Raw genomic sequence first — 17,660 nt, forward strand, 5'->3', positions numbered from 1 at the left:
TCGATAACGAGCCGAGGATCAAGAAGTAGCGGCTCGTTCGGCCTCGATGCGGGTGTGCTGTTCGTCGATGGTCGAGTTCAGGTATGAGCCCTTGGGCCAGCCGTAGTAAGCGGCGAACTGCAGCGCGAGCTCCTTCATCTGCTCAACGGTGACGTCGCCGCTTGCCATCGATGCGTAGACGTGAGACTGGATTGGAATCGCGGTGTCATCGAGCGCCACGCATGCCACGGTGATGAGGCGCCGTTCGCGCAACCCCAATCCGGGGCGCTGCCACATCTCGCCGAACACGAAGTTCAAGATCCCCGCTCCGGAATACGGATTGTCGCGTGGGGGCGCGCCGGCCAGCACGTTGATGTCCTTGAACGCCTTCTCGCCACCTTGAAGTCGCAGCTCGGGATCGGCCGAGGTTGTCAGGGGCAGAATGGGCGTCGGCTCGGGAACCGCTAGACCGCGTTCGGAATGGATTCGAGCCCACTGCTCAGCCACGATCTGGTTGAACAGTGAGCCTTTCGGCCACCCGCAGTAGACCGCGAAGTGCAGAACTGTTTCCAACATCTCGTCGATCGTGATGTCACCGCTGTTGAGCGCTGCGTAAACGTGATCTTCGATCGGCTGGATCGTGTCAGCTGCCGCGACACAGGCAAGCGTCACGAAACGGCGGTCACGCCTACTCAGGCCCGGACGAGACCAGATCTCGGCAAAGACGAATTCCAATAGCGCGTCATTGAACGGATCTGAGTCCGCGGGCGCTGGCACGGTCATTATCTCGGCGTACAGCTGCTTGCCGAGTTCGCGCCGGGTAAGGGCAGGTTGACTCATCAGGCGGTCCGTTCATCGCTGGATTGGCTTCGAGCGGTACTGAGTACGGCTGGAGCGTATCTTGAGGCATCACTGCGGTCCTAGCAATGTCGGCAACATCTTGACCGAGTGTGACCTCGGTCAATTGAAGGCGCATTCGGCAGCCGTGAAGCAGTAGTTTTCGTCGCGTTTTCCTCGATGCAACACGGCCCGCCGCTTGGCCCGTGTAACAATGTGAGCATGCCAAGGAGTCCTGCCGCAGCCAAGGGTGTCAAATCGCCGACCAAGTCTGCGAAGTCTCCGAGGGCGGCGAAAGTTGCGCCTAAGCGAGCTGGGTCCGTGACCGCACCAGAGCCGGAGAACGACGCGTTGAGTCTGCGCGAGAAACGCCGCCTGCAGCGCATTCAGCTGAACCAGGAGCAGGTTCTCGACGCGGCCGAGCAACTGTTCGGCAATCAGGGTTACCAAGGAACGAGCCTCGAGCAGGTTGCCGCAGCGAGCGAATTTTCGGTCGGCGCCGTATACACATTCTTCAAGAGCAAGCGTGATCTGCTTTCGGCCGTGATGAATCGGCGCAGCGCGGAACAGGGCGAGCTCATCCGCGCGTGCCTTACCGATGACCGAAGCGGGCAAGATCAGCTGCTGTGCATCGCGTCCGCGAGCATGGCTTTTTATCACAAATACCCGGCGTACGGCCGGCTGACCATGCGGGTGTATGCCACCGGGCTGGAGGTCCTGCCGGACTTCGCCGACTACACCGAGAGCTACCACAGCGGTATGAAGCTCTTCGCCTCTGCCATCGCTCGCGGGCAGGAAGAAGGCACGATTCGCGACGGCGACCCGATCTGGCTCGCGCGGATGGTCTCGGCGTTGATCGTTGCCCATCACTCGATGGTCATCGAGGACGTCGCCGACTCCGACGGCTTTCCGACCGAAGACCTGCTGGACTTGATTCGCGGCGCGGTGAGCGTGCCCGCGGCACGTAACCGATCGGCGACGGCGGCGCCGAAAACAGCCGCTCGCCGCTAGCAGAAGGATGCAGATGACGCGCGTTGCAATAGTTTCTGGTGGGGGTACCGGTATCGGCAGGGCTATCGCGGCCGGCCTCGCAGCAGATGGTTTCGAGGTCGTTATCGTCGGGCGCCGCGCGCAGGTCTTGCAAGAGACCGCCAAGCAGCTGAACGCTGATCTCGATGTCGACCGAGTGGTCTGGAGATCTGCAGACCTGGCTGACGTCGATGCGGTCCAGGCACTCACCGACGGACTTCGTGCCGACTACGGCACCATCGACGCGATCGTCAACAACGCCGGCGGAGGCTGGCGGGAGGCCAGTTCCACCTTGGCCGAGGTGGCCCGCGCGTGGCGTGCAATGTACGAGCAGAATGTGCTCTCTGCAGTCCTTCTCACTGAGGGTTTACTGCCCGCGCTGCGGCGCCCCGGCGGACGGATTGTCCTTATCGGCTCGATGACCTCCCGAACGGGCGGCGGCGGTGCGGCCTATGGTGCTGCCAAAGCGGCGCTCAACGGCTGGGTGCTCGCCCTTAGCGGAGAGCATGCGGGCGCTGGCGTTACGGCCAATGTGATCCTTCCCGGCTATGTTCCCGACACCGAGCTGAACGGGACGAATCCCTTTCCGGTCGAGCTGCACAACCGGATCGTGTCCCGCATCGCCGCGGGCCGCCCGGGAAAGCCAGAAGACACCGCTGCTCTGACCCGCTTCTTGGTCTCCGAGGGCGCCGGGTTCGTCACCGGCCAGGTCATTGAGGTCAACGGCGGGATTCTGCCGTCGAACAAGTGATCACGGTCGAGACGTTGTCAGGGTCGTAACAACACCTTGATCGCACTGCGTTCGTCCATTTCCCGGTACCCCTGCGCAACGTCAGCCAGCGGGAGCTGCAGGTCGAAAACGAGTCCCGGACGGATCGAACCGGCCAGGACGTCGGCGAGCAGGCTCGGCAGGTAGGCCCGGACCGGCGCGACACCGCCCCGCAGGCCGATGTTGCGGCTGAAGAGCTGACCGACGGGCACCTGGAAAAACGGCGCGCCGACACAGCCGAGACGCCCACCCGGGCGGGTGACGGCGATCGCCTGGTCGAGCGAATCCTGCGAGCCCACACACTCGAGCGTGCAATCGGCGCCTACCCCGTCGAGCAGGTCCAGTACCCGCGCGATCCCGTCGGCGCCGCGCTCGGCGACGACGTCGGTCGCGCCGAACTTCACCGCGACCTCTTGACGGCTCGCATGTCGCGACATGGCGATGATCCGACTCGCCCCCAACCGCTGCGCGGCCAGCACTGCGCAGAGTCCGACGGCGCCGTCGCCGACGACGACGACGGTCGATCCTTCGGTCACCCCGGCCGACACCGCCGCGTGATGACCCGTTCCCATCACATCGGAAAGGGCGAGCAAGTCCGGCAAGAGATCGTCTGACGCCGCCGAATCGACACGCACCAGGGTGCCGTTTGCGAGCGGCACCCTGACCTGCTCGGCCTGGGCGCCGTCGGCGAGCACGCCCTGTCTATCGGGAGCGCCCCAGAAGGAGCCGTGCACGCACGAGGTGGTGATCCCGTTTCGGCAATGAACACACGTCCCGTCACTGATTGCGAAAGGCGCTATCACGAGGTCGCCGACAGCGACCGAGGAAACTTCGGAGCCCGCGTCGGTCACCACTCCGACGAACTCATGGCCCGCGCGCTTCGGGAAGGCTGTTGGCGCGTGGCCGCGGTACGGGTGCAGGTCAGAGCCGCAGATGCAGGTCGCCGTGACCTTGACGACGGCGTCGGTGGCGAAGTGAATTCTGGGGTCCTCGACCTCGCGCAGTTCGATCTCACGGACAGCGGTCAGTTCGGTTGCTCGCATGCCTGCAATCTAGAGCACGCCAGTTACTCGGCAGTGCGTTGCTGCAGTCAGACCTGTTCCACCGCCGCCAGAGGCGCATCTCGTTGAACTGCGGCGATTCCGTTCTCACACCCGCTCTTGGAGGTGTAGCCCTCTCCGCCGGTAGCAATGACCTGCCCGTTGGCGGACTTCAAACGCCAGCGGTACTCGCCTTTACTGTCCTGATACACCTCGAACTTGGCAGCCACGTAATGCTCCCTTCTCGATAATGCGTGTCCGGACCGTAGCCCCGAATCGGCCGCGAGCGCTAGCCCCGACCCCCGCGGTTGCGCGCTGGCAGCGAGCAATGCGGCAAGCTGGGGTGGTGCTGAGGCCTGAAGTTTCTGCCGCATTCCCCCCGGGGTTCTTCGACCGCGTCGACGCTGCGGCGGACTCCCGGTTCTACGGGCCGCCACGGTTCGTCACGCACATCGATGACGAGGCGATCGCCGCGGTCGGCCAGCTCTACGAGGATTTGGGTCTGGACGGTACGGCTCCACGTCCGGTCCGGGTTCTGGACCTCATGTCGTCCTGGGTTTCGCACCTGCGGGTTGCCCCGGCGGAACTGGTGGTGCTCGGCATGAACGCCGCTGAGCTGGCTGCCAATCCGATGGCTACCGAGCAGGTGGTTCAGGATCTGAACCTAGATCCCGTATTGCCGTTTGGTGATGCCAGCTTCGACGGTGTTGTGTGCTGCGTCTCCATCGACTACCTGACACGTCCAGTCGATGTGCTGAGCGAGGCAGCCCGGGTATTGCGACCGGGTTCGCCGCTGGTGATCACGTTCTCCAACCGTTGCTTTCCGACCAAAGCCATTCGCGGCTGGCTGGCCACAGACGACGCCGGAAGGTGCGCGACTGTCGGCGAATACATCCGGCTGGCCGGGGGATTCGACGAACCCGAGCTGTCCCTGCGAACACCGCCGGGCCGTTTCGCAGGGGGCAACTATCGAGGTGACCCGCTGTACGCAATCGTTGCCCGCCGAGCGAAGTAGAGTCACCAAATGGCCGAACCGAGTGCTGACACCGCGGTCCTCTCCGACCTCGCTCGAAACGTGTTCGGATTCGAGCTGCGCCCTTCGCAGCTGCGAGCGGCCAGTACCGTCCACTCCGGGAGGGACACGCTCGCGGTGCTGCCGACGGGTAGCGGCAAGAGCGCCATCTACCAGGTTGCCGGCCTTGCTCTCGGCGGCTTGACCGTTGTGGTGTCGCCACTGATCGCCTTGCAGCGTGACCAACTACGGGCGTTGACGGCGCTGCGTCGTGGCGATGGCTCACCGGTCCGGGCGGTCCTGCTCAATTCGACGCAGCGGAGTGCGCAGCGCGCCGGTGCCCTCAGCGCACTGCGCTCCGACGACCTGGATTTCTTGATGGTTGGCCCCGAACAACTGGTCAACGCCGAGACACACCAGCGACTCCTCGGCAGTGCCCGACCGGTGACGCTCGTGGTGGTCGATGAGGCTCATCTGGTCAGCGAGTGGGGCCATGACTTCCGCCCCGAGTATTTGAGCCTTCCCGATACCATCGCCGCGATCGGGCGGCCGCCCGTGCTCGCGCTGACCGCGACTGCGGCACCACCGGTGCAGGCAGACATCACCAGGCAATTGCAGATGCGCGAGCCAGAGGTGGTCGTCGCGGATTTCGACCGGCCGAACATCGACCTCGCGGTACGCCGCACCCGCAACAATCTCTCCGAGGCGCAAGCGATTGACGATCGAACAGTGGAGGTAGTGCTCGAACACGACACGCCTGCGCTGGTGTATGCGCTGACCCACGCGCGGTGTGAGAGCGTGGCTGACCGATTGAAACTCGACGCGTTGCGGGCGGCGCCGTATCACGGGGGCATGCCCGCGGCGCAGCGGAGCGAGATCCAGGATCAGTTTTTCAGCGGGAAGCTGGACGTCGTCGTCGCGACCAGCGCGTTTGGGATGGGTATCGACAAGCCGGACGTGCGTACGGTCATCCACGCAGGCGTGCCGGGAAGTCTGGATGAGTACTACCAGGAGATCGGACGAGCCGGACGCGATGGCCAGCCGGCGCACGCGGTGCTGGTGTATGACCCGCGAACGGTCCGGATTCCGCGCCTGCTCGCAGCCCGATCTCGAATCCCGGCCAGCGCCGTACATGCGGTCGTTGATGCTCTTGAGGCGGCTGAGCGTCGAGTCACGGTGAAACAGCTGGTCGAGTCGACCAAGCTTAATCGACGGACCGTCGAGCGGGTCGTCGATGAACTTCTGGAACTGGGCGTGCTCGAGCCCGACGGCAATGACGCGGTCTCGCGGCCGCGGCGACTGCCCAGCGATGCCGGCGACCGGGTGTCGGCGGCAGGCAATCGTCGACAGTCCATCATCGCCAGCCGTATAGACGCAGCGCGCCGGTATGCGGAGTCCGTGCACTGCCGACGGGCTGAGCTTCTCGGCTACTTCGGCGAACACTACGATCCGCCCTGCGAAAAATGTGACAACGACCGGGCATCGACGCACGAGCATCCCCATTCGACGCGTGTCGCAGCTCTCGATGACCACGCGGTGCGGGTGCGTCATCGACTCTGGGGGATGGGCACGTTGCTATCGCGCGATGAGCACGAGCTCGTGGTCGCTTTCGATTCGGTGGGTTATCGGCATCTCACAGCAGCTGCGCTGAAGAATGGAATTCTGACCCTCGCGTGACTCAGGCGATGACGATCGTCTCTTGAGTGAATGAGGCGACGAGCCTTCCTTCCCGATCGTGCACTGCACCGTTGGTCAAACCCCTTCCGTTGGCAACGGAAACCGGATCGGTGGAAAAGAGCATCCAGTCCTCGGCGTTCGTCGGCCGGTGGAACCAAACGCTTTGGTCCAGCGTCCGCACGGAGAACTTGTCAAGCTCCACTCCAGCTGCCTGGACGAACAGGATGACCAGATAGTCGGAGATGAACGTCAGAGCTGAATAGTGTGTTTTTGGATCCGTGCCAAGGTCGCCCAGCGCTCGGGCCCAATACGGGTGCAAGCTTTCCGTCGGTTGATGCAGTCCGGTCGTTGGCTGCGCCGCCGCCTTCGCATTCAACGGGCGTACCTCGATCAGATTCTCCAGCGGGAGCGTGATCGGAACCGGCTCGAGACTCTCCGGTTCGGCGATGTCGACCGGCTTGCTCGCCTGCCAATCCAAGCTCGATCCGGGCGTGTGAAACGACGCCGTCATGACCGCGAGCGTGCGTCCGGCCTGTTTCACTGTGACGACACGGGCGGCGAACGCCCTGCCGTCGCTCAGTCGCTCAACTTCGAGATCCGTTTCGGCTCCCCACTCACCGGGGCGAAGAAAGTAAGCATGAAGCGACTTCGGAACCATCTCCGGTCCTACCGTCTCAGCCGCTGCTCGAAGTGCGCAGCCCAGGGTGAGGCCGCCGAACTGAAACCCGGTGCCCGCGGGCTGGGACCTGAAGGTGCCCTCGGTTGCTGGGGTGACTGAGAGGACGTCGCGGAGACTCACCTGGGTACGGTAAGAGCGCTTGATCTTCGCTGTCTAGCCATTGCCTCCGGGCTGTGACGTCTGGCTCACTCAGAACCCGTGCGATCGCCGCAGACGTGCGGGCCGTCCGTCGGGGTCGTAGACGATTCGGTAGAGCGGCGTCGCCCAGGCGAGGGTTCGCCGAGACAGGGCCGGAGTGGCGTACGGTCGCACACGGCCCGTGGGTCGTTGGCCGATCTGGCCCTCGTCGTGCCAGCGCTGCAGGCGCGCCGCACTCTGTGCGAACGCGTCGAATACAGCGGCGGGTTCCAGCAGATCCGAATCGTCGCCGTCCGGACGGTCGAGGTGCTCGCGGGCCAGCATGAGTCGCAAATCGCGTGCGAACCTACGAGCGCCGTCGCCACAGTTGTCGATCACGGTTGGGACCCGATCGTCGGCCTCGTCGTCGACGACCGCACACGAGAGCTCAGAGTCGTGGGTCCACGATCGCCGGTTGACGTTGTCGGATCCGACCGAGGCCCAGACATCATCGACGACACAAACCTTGGCGTGCACGTATACCGGTACGCCGGCGTGGTTCTCGATGCCATAGAAGGCAACCCGGTCGCCGCCGGCTGCGCGGACTTCATCCAGCGCTTGCTGGCGCCCCACCAGATTCGGTGGCTCGGAGAGGCGGCCATCCTGGTCGGGATGATGCGGGATCACCGCGATCAGGTGCAGCGTCGGGCTGGCGCGCAAAGCGTCGGCGAAGCAGCTGACGATGTCTTTCGACCAGAAGTATTGGTCTTCGACGTAGATGAGACTCTGCGCGCGGCTGATGACCTTGCTGTACGCCCTGGCCACGCTTCGTTCTCCGTTCGGGGCAAAGGGGTAACCACGCCGGCGTTTCGGATACGTCCGTAGGAGTTGGACACTCTTGGTGCCGCGGGCGGGCGGCGGGGGGAGCCGTGGCGGCAGCGGGTCCGCGACGTGGTCGTCTCGTCGGACGAACTCGCTGAGACGGTCAAGGGGGTTGCGGGTGAGCGGGGACGGATCCTCCCAGCGCTCCCGAAAACACGTTTCCACGTCGGCGACGGCGGGTCCTTGGATCGCCAATTGGATGTCGTGCCAGGGTGGCCGCGATCCGTAGGCCTCGGCCATCGGTTGGCGTTGCCGATCACCGTGGTGGTCCGGGCCGTCGTTGCGGCTGTGGCACAGATCGATACCGCCGACGAAGGCGATGTCCTGTTCTGGGCGACCTGGATGGCGGAGCACCACGAATTTCTGGTGGTGTGATCCCCCCGGCCGCACCCGCATATCCAGCAGGCACTCCCCACCGGCGGCTTCGATCTCCTCGCCGAGATGTCGATTCTGCTGCTCGCTGAAGGCGAAACGATCCAAATGTGATCGCCAGAGCAGCCCCTTGACGATCACTCCGCGCCGTGCGGCGTCGGCGAAGACTCGTGACACCTCGGTGCCCGGGCCAGCCAACCGCTCATCGGGATCGCCACGCCAATCGGTGAACAGCAACAGGTCCCCACTGGCCATCGCCGCGATGGAGCGCAACAGCCGCGGAAAATACGCCGACCCGTGAACGAGCGGCTCCACCTCGTTGCCTCGCGTCCAGGTGAGTTCGGTCGCCAGGTTGCCCCGCTCGTTCCGGCTCAGGAACCAATCTTGGACGGCCACGAGCCCCATCTAACTGCGCCGCGGTCTGCGAGGCCAGTGCGGGTCGGCCTCGGCCCACGACGCGTTCACAGGTTTCAGGCCACTTCATGCCCTACTATCGACCTGGTAGTTGTCAGCGCAAGGTGAGGTTCTTGGGGGGTGCCATGCGGGCCTCGGTCGACGCGCCGCGTTCCAGGCGTGAACCAGTGGCCGCGAAAGTACCCGAGATCACCGCGTTCTTCTGGGTTATCAAGGTGCTGACCACCGGTATGGGCGAGGCAGCGTCGGACTACTTGGGCAACAAGAATCTGGTACTGGCCGGAGCAGTCGGTGTGCTGGGCTTCGTGTTCGCGATGTGGCTCCAATTCCGAACTACGCGTTATCAGGCCGCCGTCTATTGGTTTGCGGTGATGATGGTGGCGGTGTTCGGCACCATGGCCGCCGACGGCCTTCATGTGGGACTCGGCGTGCCCTATGTCGTTACGACGATCTTCTACTCGGTAGCCGTCGCGGTGGTGTTTTACCTCTGGTATCGCAGCGAGGGCACGCTCTCCATCCACAGCATCACCACCAGACGCCGCGAAACGTATTACTGGGTCACCGTCCTGGCAACCTTTGCGCTAGGCACTGCTGCTGGGGATTTGACCGCGGTCTCGATGAATCTCGGTTTCTTCGCATCGGGACTCCTCTTTGCGGTCGTCATGGCTGTTCCGGCCATCGGGTGGTGGCGGTTCAATCTCAATCCGATCTTCGCGTTCTGGTTCGCCTATGTCGTTACACGCCCGCTCGGAGCGTCCTTCGCTGACTGGCTCGGCAAGGAACACTCGGTCGGTGGCGGGCTGGACTATGGCGACGGGATGGTGACGATCGTGGCGACCGTCGTGATCGCGCTTCTGGTGGCCTACGTTGCGGTGACCAAGATCGATATCCAGCCCGCCCGGGCGGCTGGCCTCATCGGCGATCCGGTTGCCAGTCCCGCGGGAGACTGACTTGTCTGCTGGTCGGCGATGAGCAGCGGGGCCTTGTTCGTCGCAGTCTTTCTTGCCTGCCTGGTTGAAGCAGTCGAGGCCACGACGATCGTTCTCGCCGCAGGGACCACGCGTGATTGGCGGTCGGCGCTGCTTGGTGTGGGTGCCGGGCTCGGCATGCTCGCCGTCATCGTTGCCGTGCTCGGCCCAGCGGTGTCAGCAATCCCGCTCGGTGGCTTACGTCTCGTTGTCGGAGCGATCCTGCTGATCTTCGGAATGCAGTGGCTGCGTAAGGCGATCTTGCGCGCCAGTGGTTACAAGGCGCTACATGATGAAGCTGGCATCTTTGCCAACGAAGTGCGAGCGGCGCGGGCGGCCCCCGAGGGCGATAGGCGGGGTGTCGGCGATTGGTACGCGTTTACCTTGTCTTTCAAGGGCGTCGTGCTCGAGGGCCTCGAGGTCGTCTTCATCGTCCTTACTTTCGGCAGTAACCAGCACGATATTCCGCTCGCTACGTTCGCCGCCGCCGTGGCGGTCGTGGTAGTCACCACCGCCGGAATCGTGGTTCGCGGCCCGCTGTCGCGCGTGCCTGAGAATACCCTCAAGTTCGCCGTCGGCGTCATGCTGACGAGCTTTGGGACGTTCTGGGGCGCGGAGGGTGCACACGCGACCTGGCCGGGATCGGACGCCGCGCTATTGGTTTTGATCCCCGTAATCGCCGGCGTAGCGCTTGGTTTGGTGTTCTTGCTGCGTCGCCAACACCGCTTGCCGGCGGCGGCCGGGCTGGAAGGGGTGCCGGCGTGAACTCTCGGCTCCGCGCATTCGGTCTGTTCTGGTACGACTTTCTGATCGGCGATGACTGGCGAATCGCCATTGGCGTTGTGGCCGCCTTGCTGCTCACCTATGGAGTGTCACTCGCTGGTGTTCCGGCGTGGTGGGTATTACCTGTCGCGGTTGTCGTCCTGTTGGCGCTCAGCCTTTGGCGCGTGACCCGGCGGTCGTGACTTCTCAGCTCAGGAGCGAAGATAGGCGCGTTCTGCGAGCTGGATGATTCCGTTCGCCCACAGTGCTACGCCTCCCGTTGCCACCCAGGTGAGCACGCCCGCCGCCATTACGGCCGCGATTGGCATTCGTTTTTGATCGAAAGCGGGTATCAGCAGCTGTTGAACTCGTTCGACCACGTGATCGTCGGCGACCGCCAGCACGTGCCGGGCGGTCGGGTGGGCGGCACGTGCCAGAGCCGCTCGAGCGAGTGCACAGGCGACCAGCTTTCGGTCACCAACCTCGGCCGCGGCGTCCTCATCAGCCCAACGCTCGACCGCGCCGGCGATGGCGTTGGCGGTAGGGCGCAACAGTGGGTTGGCGACCGCGGCCAGCCGTGCCAACTGCAGATACAGGTGATGATGGTGGCGAAGGTGCGCGGCCTCGTGGGAGAGCAGCACCCGGCGTTCGGGGCCGGTGAGCGCACTCAACATCGACGTCGAAACGACAATTCGGCCGCGGAACGCGCCAACCGAATACGCCGTAGGGACTTCGTCATCGATGAGCACGAGATTGCCCGTGACGGGCTGTAGCAACTTGGTCGCCTTGGCCGTGCCGCGCAGCGCACGCAACGAACGGATCGCGTGCACGGCGGCTGTGGCAAGGCAGATCACCACGATGGCAAGCGCGCTGATGCCGACCGGGGCAGGCAGCCCACTACTCGAGCGCAGCGTTGAGGCTGACCATTGCCCGAGCGCCGGTAGTGGTCCCCATTGGGCGCACACCAGGACGGCTATCGCGGACAGCACCAACCCGGTGCAGAGTGCCACGCTCAGGGCGAGGCCGGTGAGTAGGGGGACGGCCGCTGCGGGCCGTAGCTGACCGGCAAGCTGATGAGCGAACAGGAACAGCCCGAGTGCGAACAGGATCGGAATCACGCCGAGCGCGATCACTTCGTCGTCCGCCCTCGGCGTGGCGCGGGTTGCGTCGGCTGGTCGAGAAGCTGGGTCAGCAGCTTTCCGTCTTCGGGGCTCAACTCTGCGATGAACCGGGTGAGTACACCTGCGCGGTCGGACTCGTCGTCGAGAAGTTTGAGCATCTGGTGCGCGGTCATGTTTGATCTTGCCCCGTCAGTACCACCCCGCAGTGAGTACTGGTAGGCGCGACCGATCAAAGTTCGGTCGAGGGCATGCTTGGTGTGCAGCCTCGCGAGCGTGGTCATGATCGTCGTGTAGGCGAGCTCACCGCCGAGCTCGGCCTGGACTTGCGCAGCCGTGAGGGGTTTTCCGGCCGCAGCGAGGCAGCTCATGACCTCGGCTTCGAGCGAGCCCCGAGCACGTGACTCTTTTCGCGGCATGGCCGTCCTCTCAGCATTAACCGGCTACTATCATCATCGTAGTAGTCAACACGATTCAGTTCTATTTTCCCACGAATTTCCCGTCGAGAAACATCCGTCGTGGCGGAGGAAGCGAGCGAGCAATGCTGTCGGGATCGCAAACCCTCGCGGTGAACCTCTTTGATCCGGACAATTCTGCTGGAAGTCGCGCGGTGGCAGCTGCGCGTGACGTTGCGCTGAACGTGCTCGATCCACACAGCTTGCTCTCGAGTTTTGGCACGCTCGGAATCTTTGTGGTGCTCTTTGCCGAGACCGGTCTGCTTATTGGGATCTTCCTGCCCGGTGATTCGCTGCTGTTCACCGCCGGCTTGTTGTGCACCACGAAGGCCAATGACTCCCTGCATCTGTCGTTGCCCGCAGTATTGGCCGCCGCGGTGGCCGGCGCGATTGCTGGTGCGCAGGTCGGGTATGTGCTTGGTCGCCAGACCGGGCCTGCGCTCATCGAGCGTCGGAACAACGTCCGGTTGCAACAGGCGGTGGTACGTGGCCGGGCGTCGTTGGAGCGCTATGGCTACCCGAAGGCGATCGTGCTGGCCCGCTTCATTCCCATCGTGCGTACCGTGATGAACCCGCTCGTCGGCGCGCTCGGCGTGCCAGCACGCACGTTCTTCACCTGGCAGGTGATCGGAGGTGTTCTCTGGTCGGCGGGTGTGACGGTGGCGGGCTACCTGCTCGGATCCCGCATTCCGAGTATCGACCGGTATCTGTTGCCGATCATTGCGCTCATCGTGATCCTCTCGCTGATTCCGGTTGCTCTTGAACTACGGCGTTCTCGTTCAGATAGGAGTGCGCTGTGAGCCACCTCAGTTGGCTGGAAGCAGGCGTCGTGGGCGGCATGCAGGGCGTGGCCGAGTTGTTTCCGATCTCCAGCCTCGGCCACAGCGTGCTCATTCCGGCGTGGGTGGGCGGATCGTGGGCTCGCGACCTCGACGTGACCACTCCCGAGTCGCCCTACCTGGCGTTCATCGTCGGCCTGCACGTTGCGACTGCGATCGCGCTGATCATCTACTTCTGGCGGGACTGGTTGCGGATCATCCGCGGGCTGCTCACCAGCATCGGGCGGCGAGAGGTCGTCACAGCTGACCAACGCCTCGCCTGGCTGCTGATCCTTGCCACGATTCCGGTCGGTCTCGTTGGTCTGGTCGGGGAGCACTGGTTCCGTACAACGCTTGCCAAACCTACATTGACGGCGATCTTCCTCATGATCAACGGCCTGGCCCTGATCGGCGCCGAGTGGCTGAGACGGCGTACCGATTCGGCCCACTCCGCGACCGACTCGACGCTCGATTCCGATTACGTCGACGAGCGGATCACCGGCCCGGAATCGGACAAGCGCATCGCGAAAGTGCCTGTTCCGCAGGCCGTACTCATCGGCTCTGCCCAGATCCTGGCGCTCGCACCAGGTATATCGCGATCCGGAATCACCATGGTGGCCGGTATGCTTCGCGGCCTGTCGCGAGAGGACGCGGCCCGCTTCTCGTTTCTTCTTGCCACGCCGGTGATTCTGGCCGCCGGAGTGCTGAAGTTGGGCGATCTCTCAGGTCCACTTGGAGCGGGAATTCGCGGGCAGGTGCTGTTCGGATCGTTGCTGTCGGGTATCGGGGCCTACCTTTCCGTACGTTATCTCACCCGTTACTTCGCAAACCGATCACTTGTCCCGTTCGGCATCTATTGCCTCGTTGCGGGAGGGGCCAGCCTGGTGTTGTTTGCGGTTCGCTGATCAGACGATCTTTGTGCGCGGCTCGATAGGTTCTCGGCACGCATGACCGGCGGCTGGCTGGTCGCAATCCTCAGTCTGGGTGCAGCGCTGGCGTTTGCGGTCTCAACTTCGCTCAAGCACGCGAGTGCGACTCAGCTGTCGGAAGTGCAAGGCTTACAGCCTCGGACTCTGGGACGGTTCGTTCGAGCCACCCTGGCGCACCGGTTGTGGTTAGGCGGTATCGGCGCCGACGTGGTTGGCCTCTTGCTACAGGTGCTCGCGCTGCACTTCGGAGCGCTTGCCGTCGTCCAGCCCTTGTTACTGAGCAGCTTGATCTTCGCCTTGCTCATTCGCCGAGGTGGCCACCACCGTGCCGACCCGCGCACTCTGCTCTGGGCATTGCTCGTCACCGCATCGCTGGCCGGCTTTCTGGCGTTGGCTGGGACAACCGCGCACTCCGGAGCCGGGCCGGGGGCCGACCGGTCCCCAGCGGTCTTTGCCGCCACCGTCGGCGCGTCACTGGCCGTCTTCTGCGTGCTGCTCGGACGACGCCGATCCGGTGGCTCGCAAGCGGCTTTACTCGGCATCGCAGTCGGAATCGCCTACGCCGCCTCGGCGACTCTGTTGAAGTCGCTGACAAATGTCGCGGTGCACGGACCGATTGCTGTCGCCGAGAGCTGGCAGCTATACGCGGTCATCGCAGTGGGAGCGTCCGGACTCATGCTCAACCAATTGGCCTTCCAGGCCGGACCGTTGACCGCCAGTCTCCCAGCGATTTCGACCGTCGACCCGCTGTTGAGCATCGCGGTAGGCGTCCTGGTCTACGACGAACACATTCGCAGTGGGCCGCTGGCCGGCCTGGGACTCGTCGGTTTGTTGCTGTTGCTTGGCCTAGGAGTGATTCAGTTGACCCGGACCACACCGGTCTCGTTGGCGCCAACCGATGACGACGGTACGGGCACCGATCGGCCAAGCTAGCAGGCAACTACTCTTGGTCGGTGATCGATTCGATGCGGTTGGTGCCCGCATGGGGGTCCACGCCGTGATTCTCAGCTGGATCGGCTTCGTCGTGGGCATCGTGGTCCTGCTGAGCACAACACTGAGCGTCATCGGGACTCTCGTAGTGCCACGGGCAGTCGATTCAATGATCTCGCGGGTGAGCGACAACGCCGTTGACATGTGTTTTCTCTTCTGTACTAAGCCGGTTCGGTCCTTCACTCGGCGTGACCGGATTCTGGCATGGCAAGCGCCGGCCGGCCTGCTGCTTCGGCTCGGAATCTGGATTTCGCTGCTAGTGCTCGGCTACGCGCTGGTGCTGCTACCAGCGGTGAGCGGTCATGCCTGGCGGGCATTCAGTGAGGCCGGCTCATCGATGTTCACACTTGGCTACTCTGCACCTACCAACTCCAGCAGCACCGTCGTCGACTACATCGCGGCCTACACCGGACTCGTCGTGGTCGGCCTTCAGATCGGCTATCTGCCCACGCTCTACGCTGCGTTCAACCGTCGCGAAACAGAGGTCACGCTGCTGATTTCACGTGCAGGCGTGCCCGCGTGGGGGCCCGAGATCCTGGCTCGAACACGATGGGGTATCTACAGCGGGGACTCTCGGCCAGAACTGGGTGAGCTGTTCGACCACTGGGAACGCTGGTCGGCTGAGGTGGCGGAGTCACACACCACCTACCTGACGCTCGCGCGGCTACGTTCGCCCCGGCCGCTTTCACATTGGGTCACGGCGCTGCTCGCCGTTCTCGATAGCGCAGCCATGCACCTGTCGCTGTCTCCCGACAGCGAACCCAAGATCGCCGCCCGCCTCTGCCTGCGGATGGGATTCACCGCGCTCCGGCAGGTCGCGATGTCGATGCGGCTACCGACGAACGAGGATCCGCACCCCGATGACCCGATCGAACTGACGTACGAGCAGTTCTCGGATGCGGTGTTGATGCTGCGCGATATCGGCTATCCGATCGAGGTTTCTACCAAACAGGCCTGGCAGAACTTCAAGGGCTGGCGCGTCAACTACGAGACGACGGCCTACGCGCTGGCACGTCTGCTGGATGCTCCGCCGGTCTTGTGGAGCGGTACTCGGCGCTGGCCATCTGAGCCGATGAATCCAATCAGGCCGACGAACCGTCGACGCACCGATCAGGGCTGACCGAACGCCGCCTAGACGAAAGTTGCGGCCTCGACGCTTTCGTCGTCGGACACCGCTTCGCTGCGGCGCGGAATGCAGGTGGCGGCCGCGATCGCCGCGCACAACATCACCGCGAGCCCGACGGTGGCGCTCAGGTGCATGCCGCTGATAAACGACTGTTTGGCCTCGGCCACGACGGTCTTGGCCAGCTCTGGTGGCAATTGTTGCGCCGAGCTGATGGCCTGCCCGAGCTGGTCGCGGATCCCCGGACGCACCTCCCGCGGAACGTCGGCGAGGGGGCCGGTGAAACTGTGATCCATCGCTGATCTGTAACGGCTGGTGGCCAGGCTCGCAATCACCGCCACGCCAAAGGAACCGCCGAGTAGTTGCACCGTGCTGCGCAGGCCTGATCCGGTACCGACCTTGCCCGCCGGCAGGGTGTTGATGATCGCGTTCGACGCCGGCGCGATGACCAGTCCCATTCCGATACCTATGGCGGCGAACGCAGCTGCGACTGGGTAGACACCTGAGGTCACCGAGACCTGCGTGAACGTCCCGATGCCCGCCGTGACTAGCAAGATGCCGGTCACCATCACGACTCGGAGTCCGAGCCAGGCTGTGAGGCGTGCTGCGATGTTGCTGCTCACCAACGTGCCGATTGCCAACGGAAGGAACCGCAAACCCACACCGAAGACGTCCACGCCCTGAACGAATTGAATGTATTGGCTGAGCAGGTAGCTGACTCCGAACATCGCGAAGAAGACGGCCGTCACGCATCCCAGGGCCGATGAAAAGGTGCGGTTCTTGAAGAGCCGGACGTCGAGCAGCGGTTCCGGGCGCCGACCGTCCCACCAGAAGAAGCTACCCAGCAACACTGCCGATATGAGCAGCGAGCCGATGACAACATCGGATTGCCAGCCATCGGCCGGCGCGACGATCACGGCGTAAGTAAGCGCGGTGAGCCCAAGCGCGGAAAGCACGACGCCTATCGGATCAAGGTGACGGACGGAATCGCCCCGACTCTCCCGAACCAGCACGAACGCCCCGATGAAGGTGACCACGGCGATAGGAACGTTGATCAGGAAGATCGTTCCCCACCAGAAATGCGAAAGTAACCATCCCCCGACCAGCGGGCCGGCCGCAGTTCCGATGCCGCCGACGCCGGCCCAGATTCCGATGGCCCGCGCACGGTCAGATCCGGTGAACTCAGAGGCGATGATTGACAACGTCGCCGGCATGAGGAGGGCGGCGCCCAGCCCCATCAATGCCCGGCAGGCGATGAGCGGCCCGGTCGAATGGATTAGCGCCGAAGCCAACGAACCGCAACCAAAGATGGTCACGCCGATGAGAAACATCCGACGCCGGCCATAACGGTCGCCGAGCGCTCCGCCCGACAACAACAGAACTGCGTTCGTCAGGGTGTAGCTGTCGACTATCCATTGCAGACCACCGCTGCTGGGTCGAAGCTCCTCCACCAAGGTGGGAAGGGCGACGTTCAGGACGGTCTGATCCAAGCTGATGATGAGGATGGTGAAGCACATCACCCCCAAGGCGAGCCATCGGCGATTGTCCCTCGTCGTGTCGCCGACGCTCAAAGCGCTCGACCCCGCGGTCGTGGCGACGGCTCGTGACAAGATTTCCCCCTACCTCGATGTGCTCACGCCGCCCGAGCTATCGACAGCGGCCGATCCCTCCCGAGCGCGAAGTGAAGGCG

The 17,660-nt window shown here is 63.9% G+C and carries 19 protein-coding genes; 11 read left to right on the top strand and 8 right to left on the bottom strand.

Annotation, left to right across the window (positions count from 1 at the left end; all coding sequences use genetic code 11):
- Positions 1–18: 18 nt before the first annotated feature.
- A complete protein-coding gene (locus ACSMXN_RS03000) occupies positions 19–819 on the bottom strand; it encodes a carboxymuconolactone decarboxylase family protein (RefSeq protein ID WP_022914869.1) in 801 nt (266 codons plus the stop codon).
- Positions 820–1,137: 318 nt separating this feature from the next.
- Between ACSMXN_RS03000 and ACSMXN_RS03005 the strand changes: the two genes are divergently transcribed.
- Positions 1,138–1,827 carry a TetR/AcrR family transcriptional regulator gene (locus ACSMXN_RS03005; RefSeq protein ID WP_022914868.1) on the top strand — a complete coding sequence of 230 codons (690 nt, stop codon included), beginning with the start codon at positions 1,138–1,140 and terminating at the stop codon, positions 1,825–1,827.
- A gap of 13 nt (positions 1,828–1,840) precedes the next feature.
- Complete coding sequence (locus ACSMXN_RS03010) at positions 1,841–2,596, top strand: SDR family oxidoreductase (RefSeq protein WP_027139830.1); 756 nt, start codon at positions 1,841–1,843, stop codon at positions 2,594–2,596.
- 17 nt (positions 2,597–2,613) lie between these two features.
- Here the strand turns inward: ACSMXN_RS03010 and ACSMXN_RS03015 are convergent, their stop codons facing one another.
- Positions 2,614–3,657 carry a zinc-binding dehydrogenase gene (locus ACSMXN_RS03015; RefSeq protein ID WP_022914866.1) on the bottom strand — a complete coding sequence of 348 codons (1,044 nt, stop codon included), beginning with the start codon at positions 3,655–3,657 and terminating at the stop codon, positions 2,614–2,616.
- A gap of 47 nt (positions 3,658–3,704) precedes the next feature.
- Positions 3,705–3,884: a DUF1508 domain-containing protein gene (locus tag ACSMXN_RS03020; protein ID WP_022914865.1), complete on the bottom strand. Its 180-nt coding sequence runs from the start codon at positions 3,882–3,884 to the stop codon at positions 3,705–3,707.
- Positions 3,885–4,000: 116 nt separating this feature from the next.
- Between ACSMXN_RS03020 and ACSMXN_RS03025 the strand changes: the two genes are divergently transcribed.
- Together ACSMXN_RS03025 and ACSMXN_RS03030 are read left to right on the top strand one after the other, a co-directional pair.
- Positions 4,001–4,669 carry a methyltransferase domain-containing protein gene (locus ACSMXN_RS03025; RefSeq protein WP_196811400.1) on the top strand — a complete coding sequence of 223 codons (669 nt, stop codon included), beginning with the start codon at positions 4,001–4,003 and terminating at the stop codon, positions 4,667–4,669.
- 9 nt (positions 4,670–4,678) lie between these two features.
- Complete coding sequence (locus tag ACSMXN_RS03030) at positions 4,679–6,343, top strand: RecQ family ATP-dependent DNA helicase (RefSeq protein WP_022914863.1); 1,665 nt, start codon at positions 4,679–4,681, stop codon at positions 6,341–6,343.
- Position 6,344: 1 nt separating this feature from the next.
- Here ACSMXN_RS03030 and ACSMXN_RS03035 read toward each other — a convergent pair whose 3' ends face one another.
- On the bottom strand, positions 6,345–7,142 hold the full coding sequence (locus ACSMXN_RS03035) for an acyl-CoA thioesterase domain-containing protein (RefSeq protein WP_022914862.1): 798 nt from the start codon (positions 7,140–7,142) through the stop codon (positions 6,345–6,347).
- Between the two features lie 69 nt (positions 7,143–7,211).
- Positions 7,212–8,798, bottom strand: a complete 1,587-nt coding sequence (locus tag ACSMXN_RS03040) for a phospholipase D family protein (RefSeq protein ID WP_022914861.1) — start codon at positions 8,796–8,798, stop codon at positions 7,212–7,214.
- A gap of 134 nt (positions 8,799–8,932) precedes the next feature.
- Here ACSMXN_RS03040 and ACSMXN_RS03045 point away from each other — a divergent pair, with 134 nt between their 5' ends.
- The 3 genes from ACSMXN_RS03045 to ACSMXN_RS03055 are packed head-to-tail and all read left to right on the top strand — an operon-like array spanning position 8,933 to position 10,740.
- Positions 8,933–9,757: a hypothetical protein gene (locus ACSMXN_RS03045; RefSeq protein WP_051149004.1), complete on the top strand. Its 825-nt coding sequence runs from the start codon at positions 8,933–8,935 to the stop codon at positions 9,755–9,757.
- A gap of 18 nt (positions 9,758–9,775) precedes the next feature.
- Positions 9,776–10,540 carry a TMEM165/GDT1 family protein gene (locus tag ACSMXN_RS03050; protein WP_027139827.1) on the top strand — a complete coding sequence of 255 codons (765 nt, stop codon included), beginning with the start codon at positions 9,776–9,778 and terminating at the stop codon, positions 10,538–10,540.
- On the top strand, positions 10,537–10,740 hold the full coding sequence (locus tag ACSMXN_RS03055; RefSeq protein ID WP_027139826.1) for a hypothetical protein: 204 nt from the start codon (positions 10,537–10,539) through the stop codon (positions 10,738–10,740). The genes ACSMXN_RS03050 and ACSMXN_RS03055 overlap by 4 nt, the downstream gene beginning before the upstream one ends.
- 9 nt (positions 10,741–10,749) lie before the next feature.
- Here ACSMXN_RS03055 and ACSMXN_RS03060 read toward each other — a convergent pair whose 3' ends face one another.
- The gene (locus ACSMXN_RS03060) at positions 10,750–11,670 is read right to left on the bottom strand and encodes a M48 family metalloprotease (protein ID WP_022914859.1); all 921 of its coding nucleotides are present in this window, start codon (positions 11,668–11,670) and stop codon (positions 10,750–10,752) included.
- The gene (locus ACSMXN_RS03065; RefSeq protein WP_022914858.1) at positions 11,667–12,074 is read right to left on the bottom strand and encodes a BlaI/MecI/CopY family transcriptional regulator; all 408 of its coding nucleotides are present in this window, start codon (positions 12,072–12,074) and stop codon (positions 11,667–11,669) included. Before ACSMXN_RS03065 ends, ACSMXN_RS03060 begins: the two co-directional genes overlap by 4 nt.
- Before the next feature lie 215 nt (positions 12,075–12,289).
- On the opposite strand from ACSMXN_RS03065, the gene ACSMXN_RS03070 reads away from it, so the two are divergent.
- From ACSMXN_RS03070 to ACSMXN_RS03085, 4 genes are read left to right on the top strand one after another with little or no spacing between them, the layout of a single operon-like run.
- Positions 12,290–12,910, top strand: a complete 621-nt coding sequence (locus ACSMXN_RS03070) for a DedA family protein (RefSeq protein ID WP_035944458.1) — start codon at positions 12,290–12,292, stop codon at positions 12,908–12,910.
- Positions 12,911–12,948: 38 nt separating this feature from the next.
- Positions 12,949–13,833 carry an undecaprenyl-diphosphate phosphatase gene (locus ACSMXN_RS03075; protein WP_051149003.1) on the top strand — a complete coding sequence of 295 codons (885 nt, stop codon included), beginning with the start codon at positions 12,949–12,951 and terminating at the stop codon, positions 13,831–13,833.
- A 42-nt stretch (positions 13,834–13,875) separates the two neighbouring features.
- A complete protein-coding gene (locus tag ACSMXN_RS03080; protein ID WP_022914855.1) occupies positions 13,876–14,790 on the top strand; it encodes a DMT family transporter in 915 nt (304 codons plus the stop codon).
- Entirely contained in the window at positions 14,756–15,967 is a 1,212-nt protein-coding gene (locus ACSMXN_RS03085) for a hypothetical protein (protein WP_022914854.1), read from the top strand. The genes ACSMXN_RS03080 and ACSMXN_RS03085 overlap by 35 nt, the downstream gene beginning before the upstream one ends.
- A gap of 11 nt (positions 15,968–15,978) precedes the next feature.
- On the opposite strand, the gene ACSMXN_RS03090 is transcribed toward ACSMXN_RS03085, so the two are convergent.
- Positions 15,979–17,580 (bottom strand): MFS transporter, encoded by a 1,602-nt coding sequence (locus ACSMXN_RS03090; protein WP_022914853.1) that lies wholly within the window; start codon positions 17,578–17,580, stop codon positions 15,979–15,981.
- Between the last annotated feature and the right edge of the window lie 80 nt (positions 17,581–17,660).

The sequence above is a fragment of the Parajatrophihabitans canadensis genome, assembly GCF_053764775.1.

What these genes read in the sequence shown, in the direction of transcription:
- ACSMXN_RS03000 (WP_022914869.1), bottom strand. Translation starts at nt 819, where the DNA reads ATGAGTCAACCTGCCCTTACCCGGCGCGAACTCGGCAAGCAGCTGTAC.
- ACSMXN_RS03010 (WP_027139830.1), top strand. Translation starts at nt 1,841, where the DNA reads ATGACGCGCGTTGCAATAGTTTCTGGTGGGGGTACCGGTATCGGCAGG.
- ACSMXN_RS03015 (WP_022914866.1), bottom strand. Translation starts at nt 3,657, where the DNA reads ATGCGAGCAACCGAACTGACCGCTGTCCGTGAGATCGAACTGCGCGAG.
- ACSMXN_RS03030 (WP_022914863.1), top strand. Translation starts at nt 4,679, where the DNA reads ATGGCCGAACCGAGTGCTGACACCGCGGTCCTCTCCGACCTCGCTCGA.
- ACSMXN_RS03040 (WP_022914861.1), bottom strand. Translation starts at nt 8,798, where the DNA reads ATGGGGCTCGTGGCCGTCCAAGATTGGTTCCTGAGCCGGAACGAGCGG.
- ACSMXN_RS03045 (WP_051149004.1), top strand. Translation starts at nt 8,933, where the DNA reads ATGCGGGCCTCGGTCGACGCGCCGCGTTCCAGGCGTGAACCAGTGGCC.
- ACSMXN_RS03050 (WP_027139827.1), top strand. Translation starts at nt 9,776, where the DNA reads ATGAGCAGCGGGGCCTTGTTCGTCGCAGTCTTTCTTGCCTGCCTGGTT.
- ACSMXN_RS03065 (WP_022914858.1), bottom strand. Translation starts at nt 12,074, where the DNA reads ATGCCGCGAAAAGAGTCACGTGCTCGGGGCTCGCTCGAAGCCGAGGTC.
- ACSMXN_RS03075 (WP_051149003.1), top strand. Translation starts at nt 12,949, where the DNA reads ATGCAGGGCGTGGCCGAGTTGTTTCCGATCTCCAGCCTCGGCCACAGC.
- ACSMXN_RS03080 (WP_022914855.1), top strand. Translation starts at nt 13,876, where the DNA reads ATGACCGGCGGCTGGCTGGTCGCAATCCTCAGTCTGGGTGCAGCGCTG.
- ACSMXN_RS03085 (WP_022914854.1), top strand. Translation starts at nt 14,756, where the DNA reads ATGACGACGGTACGGGCACCGATCGGCCAAGCTAGCAGGCAACTACTC.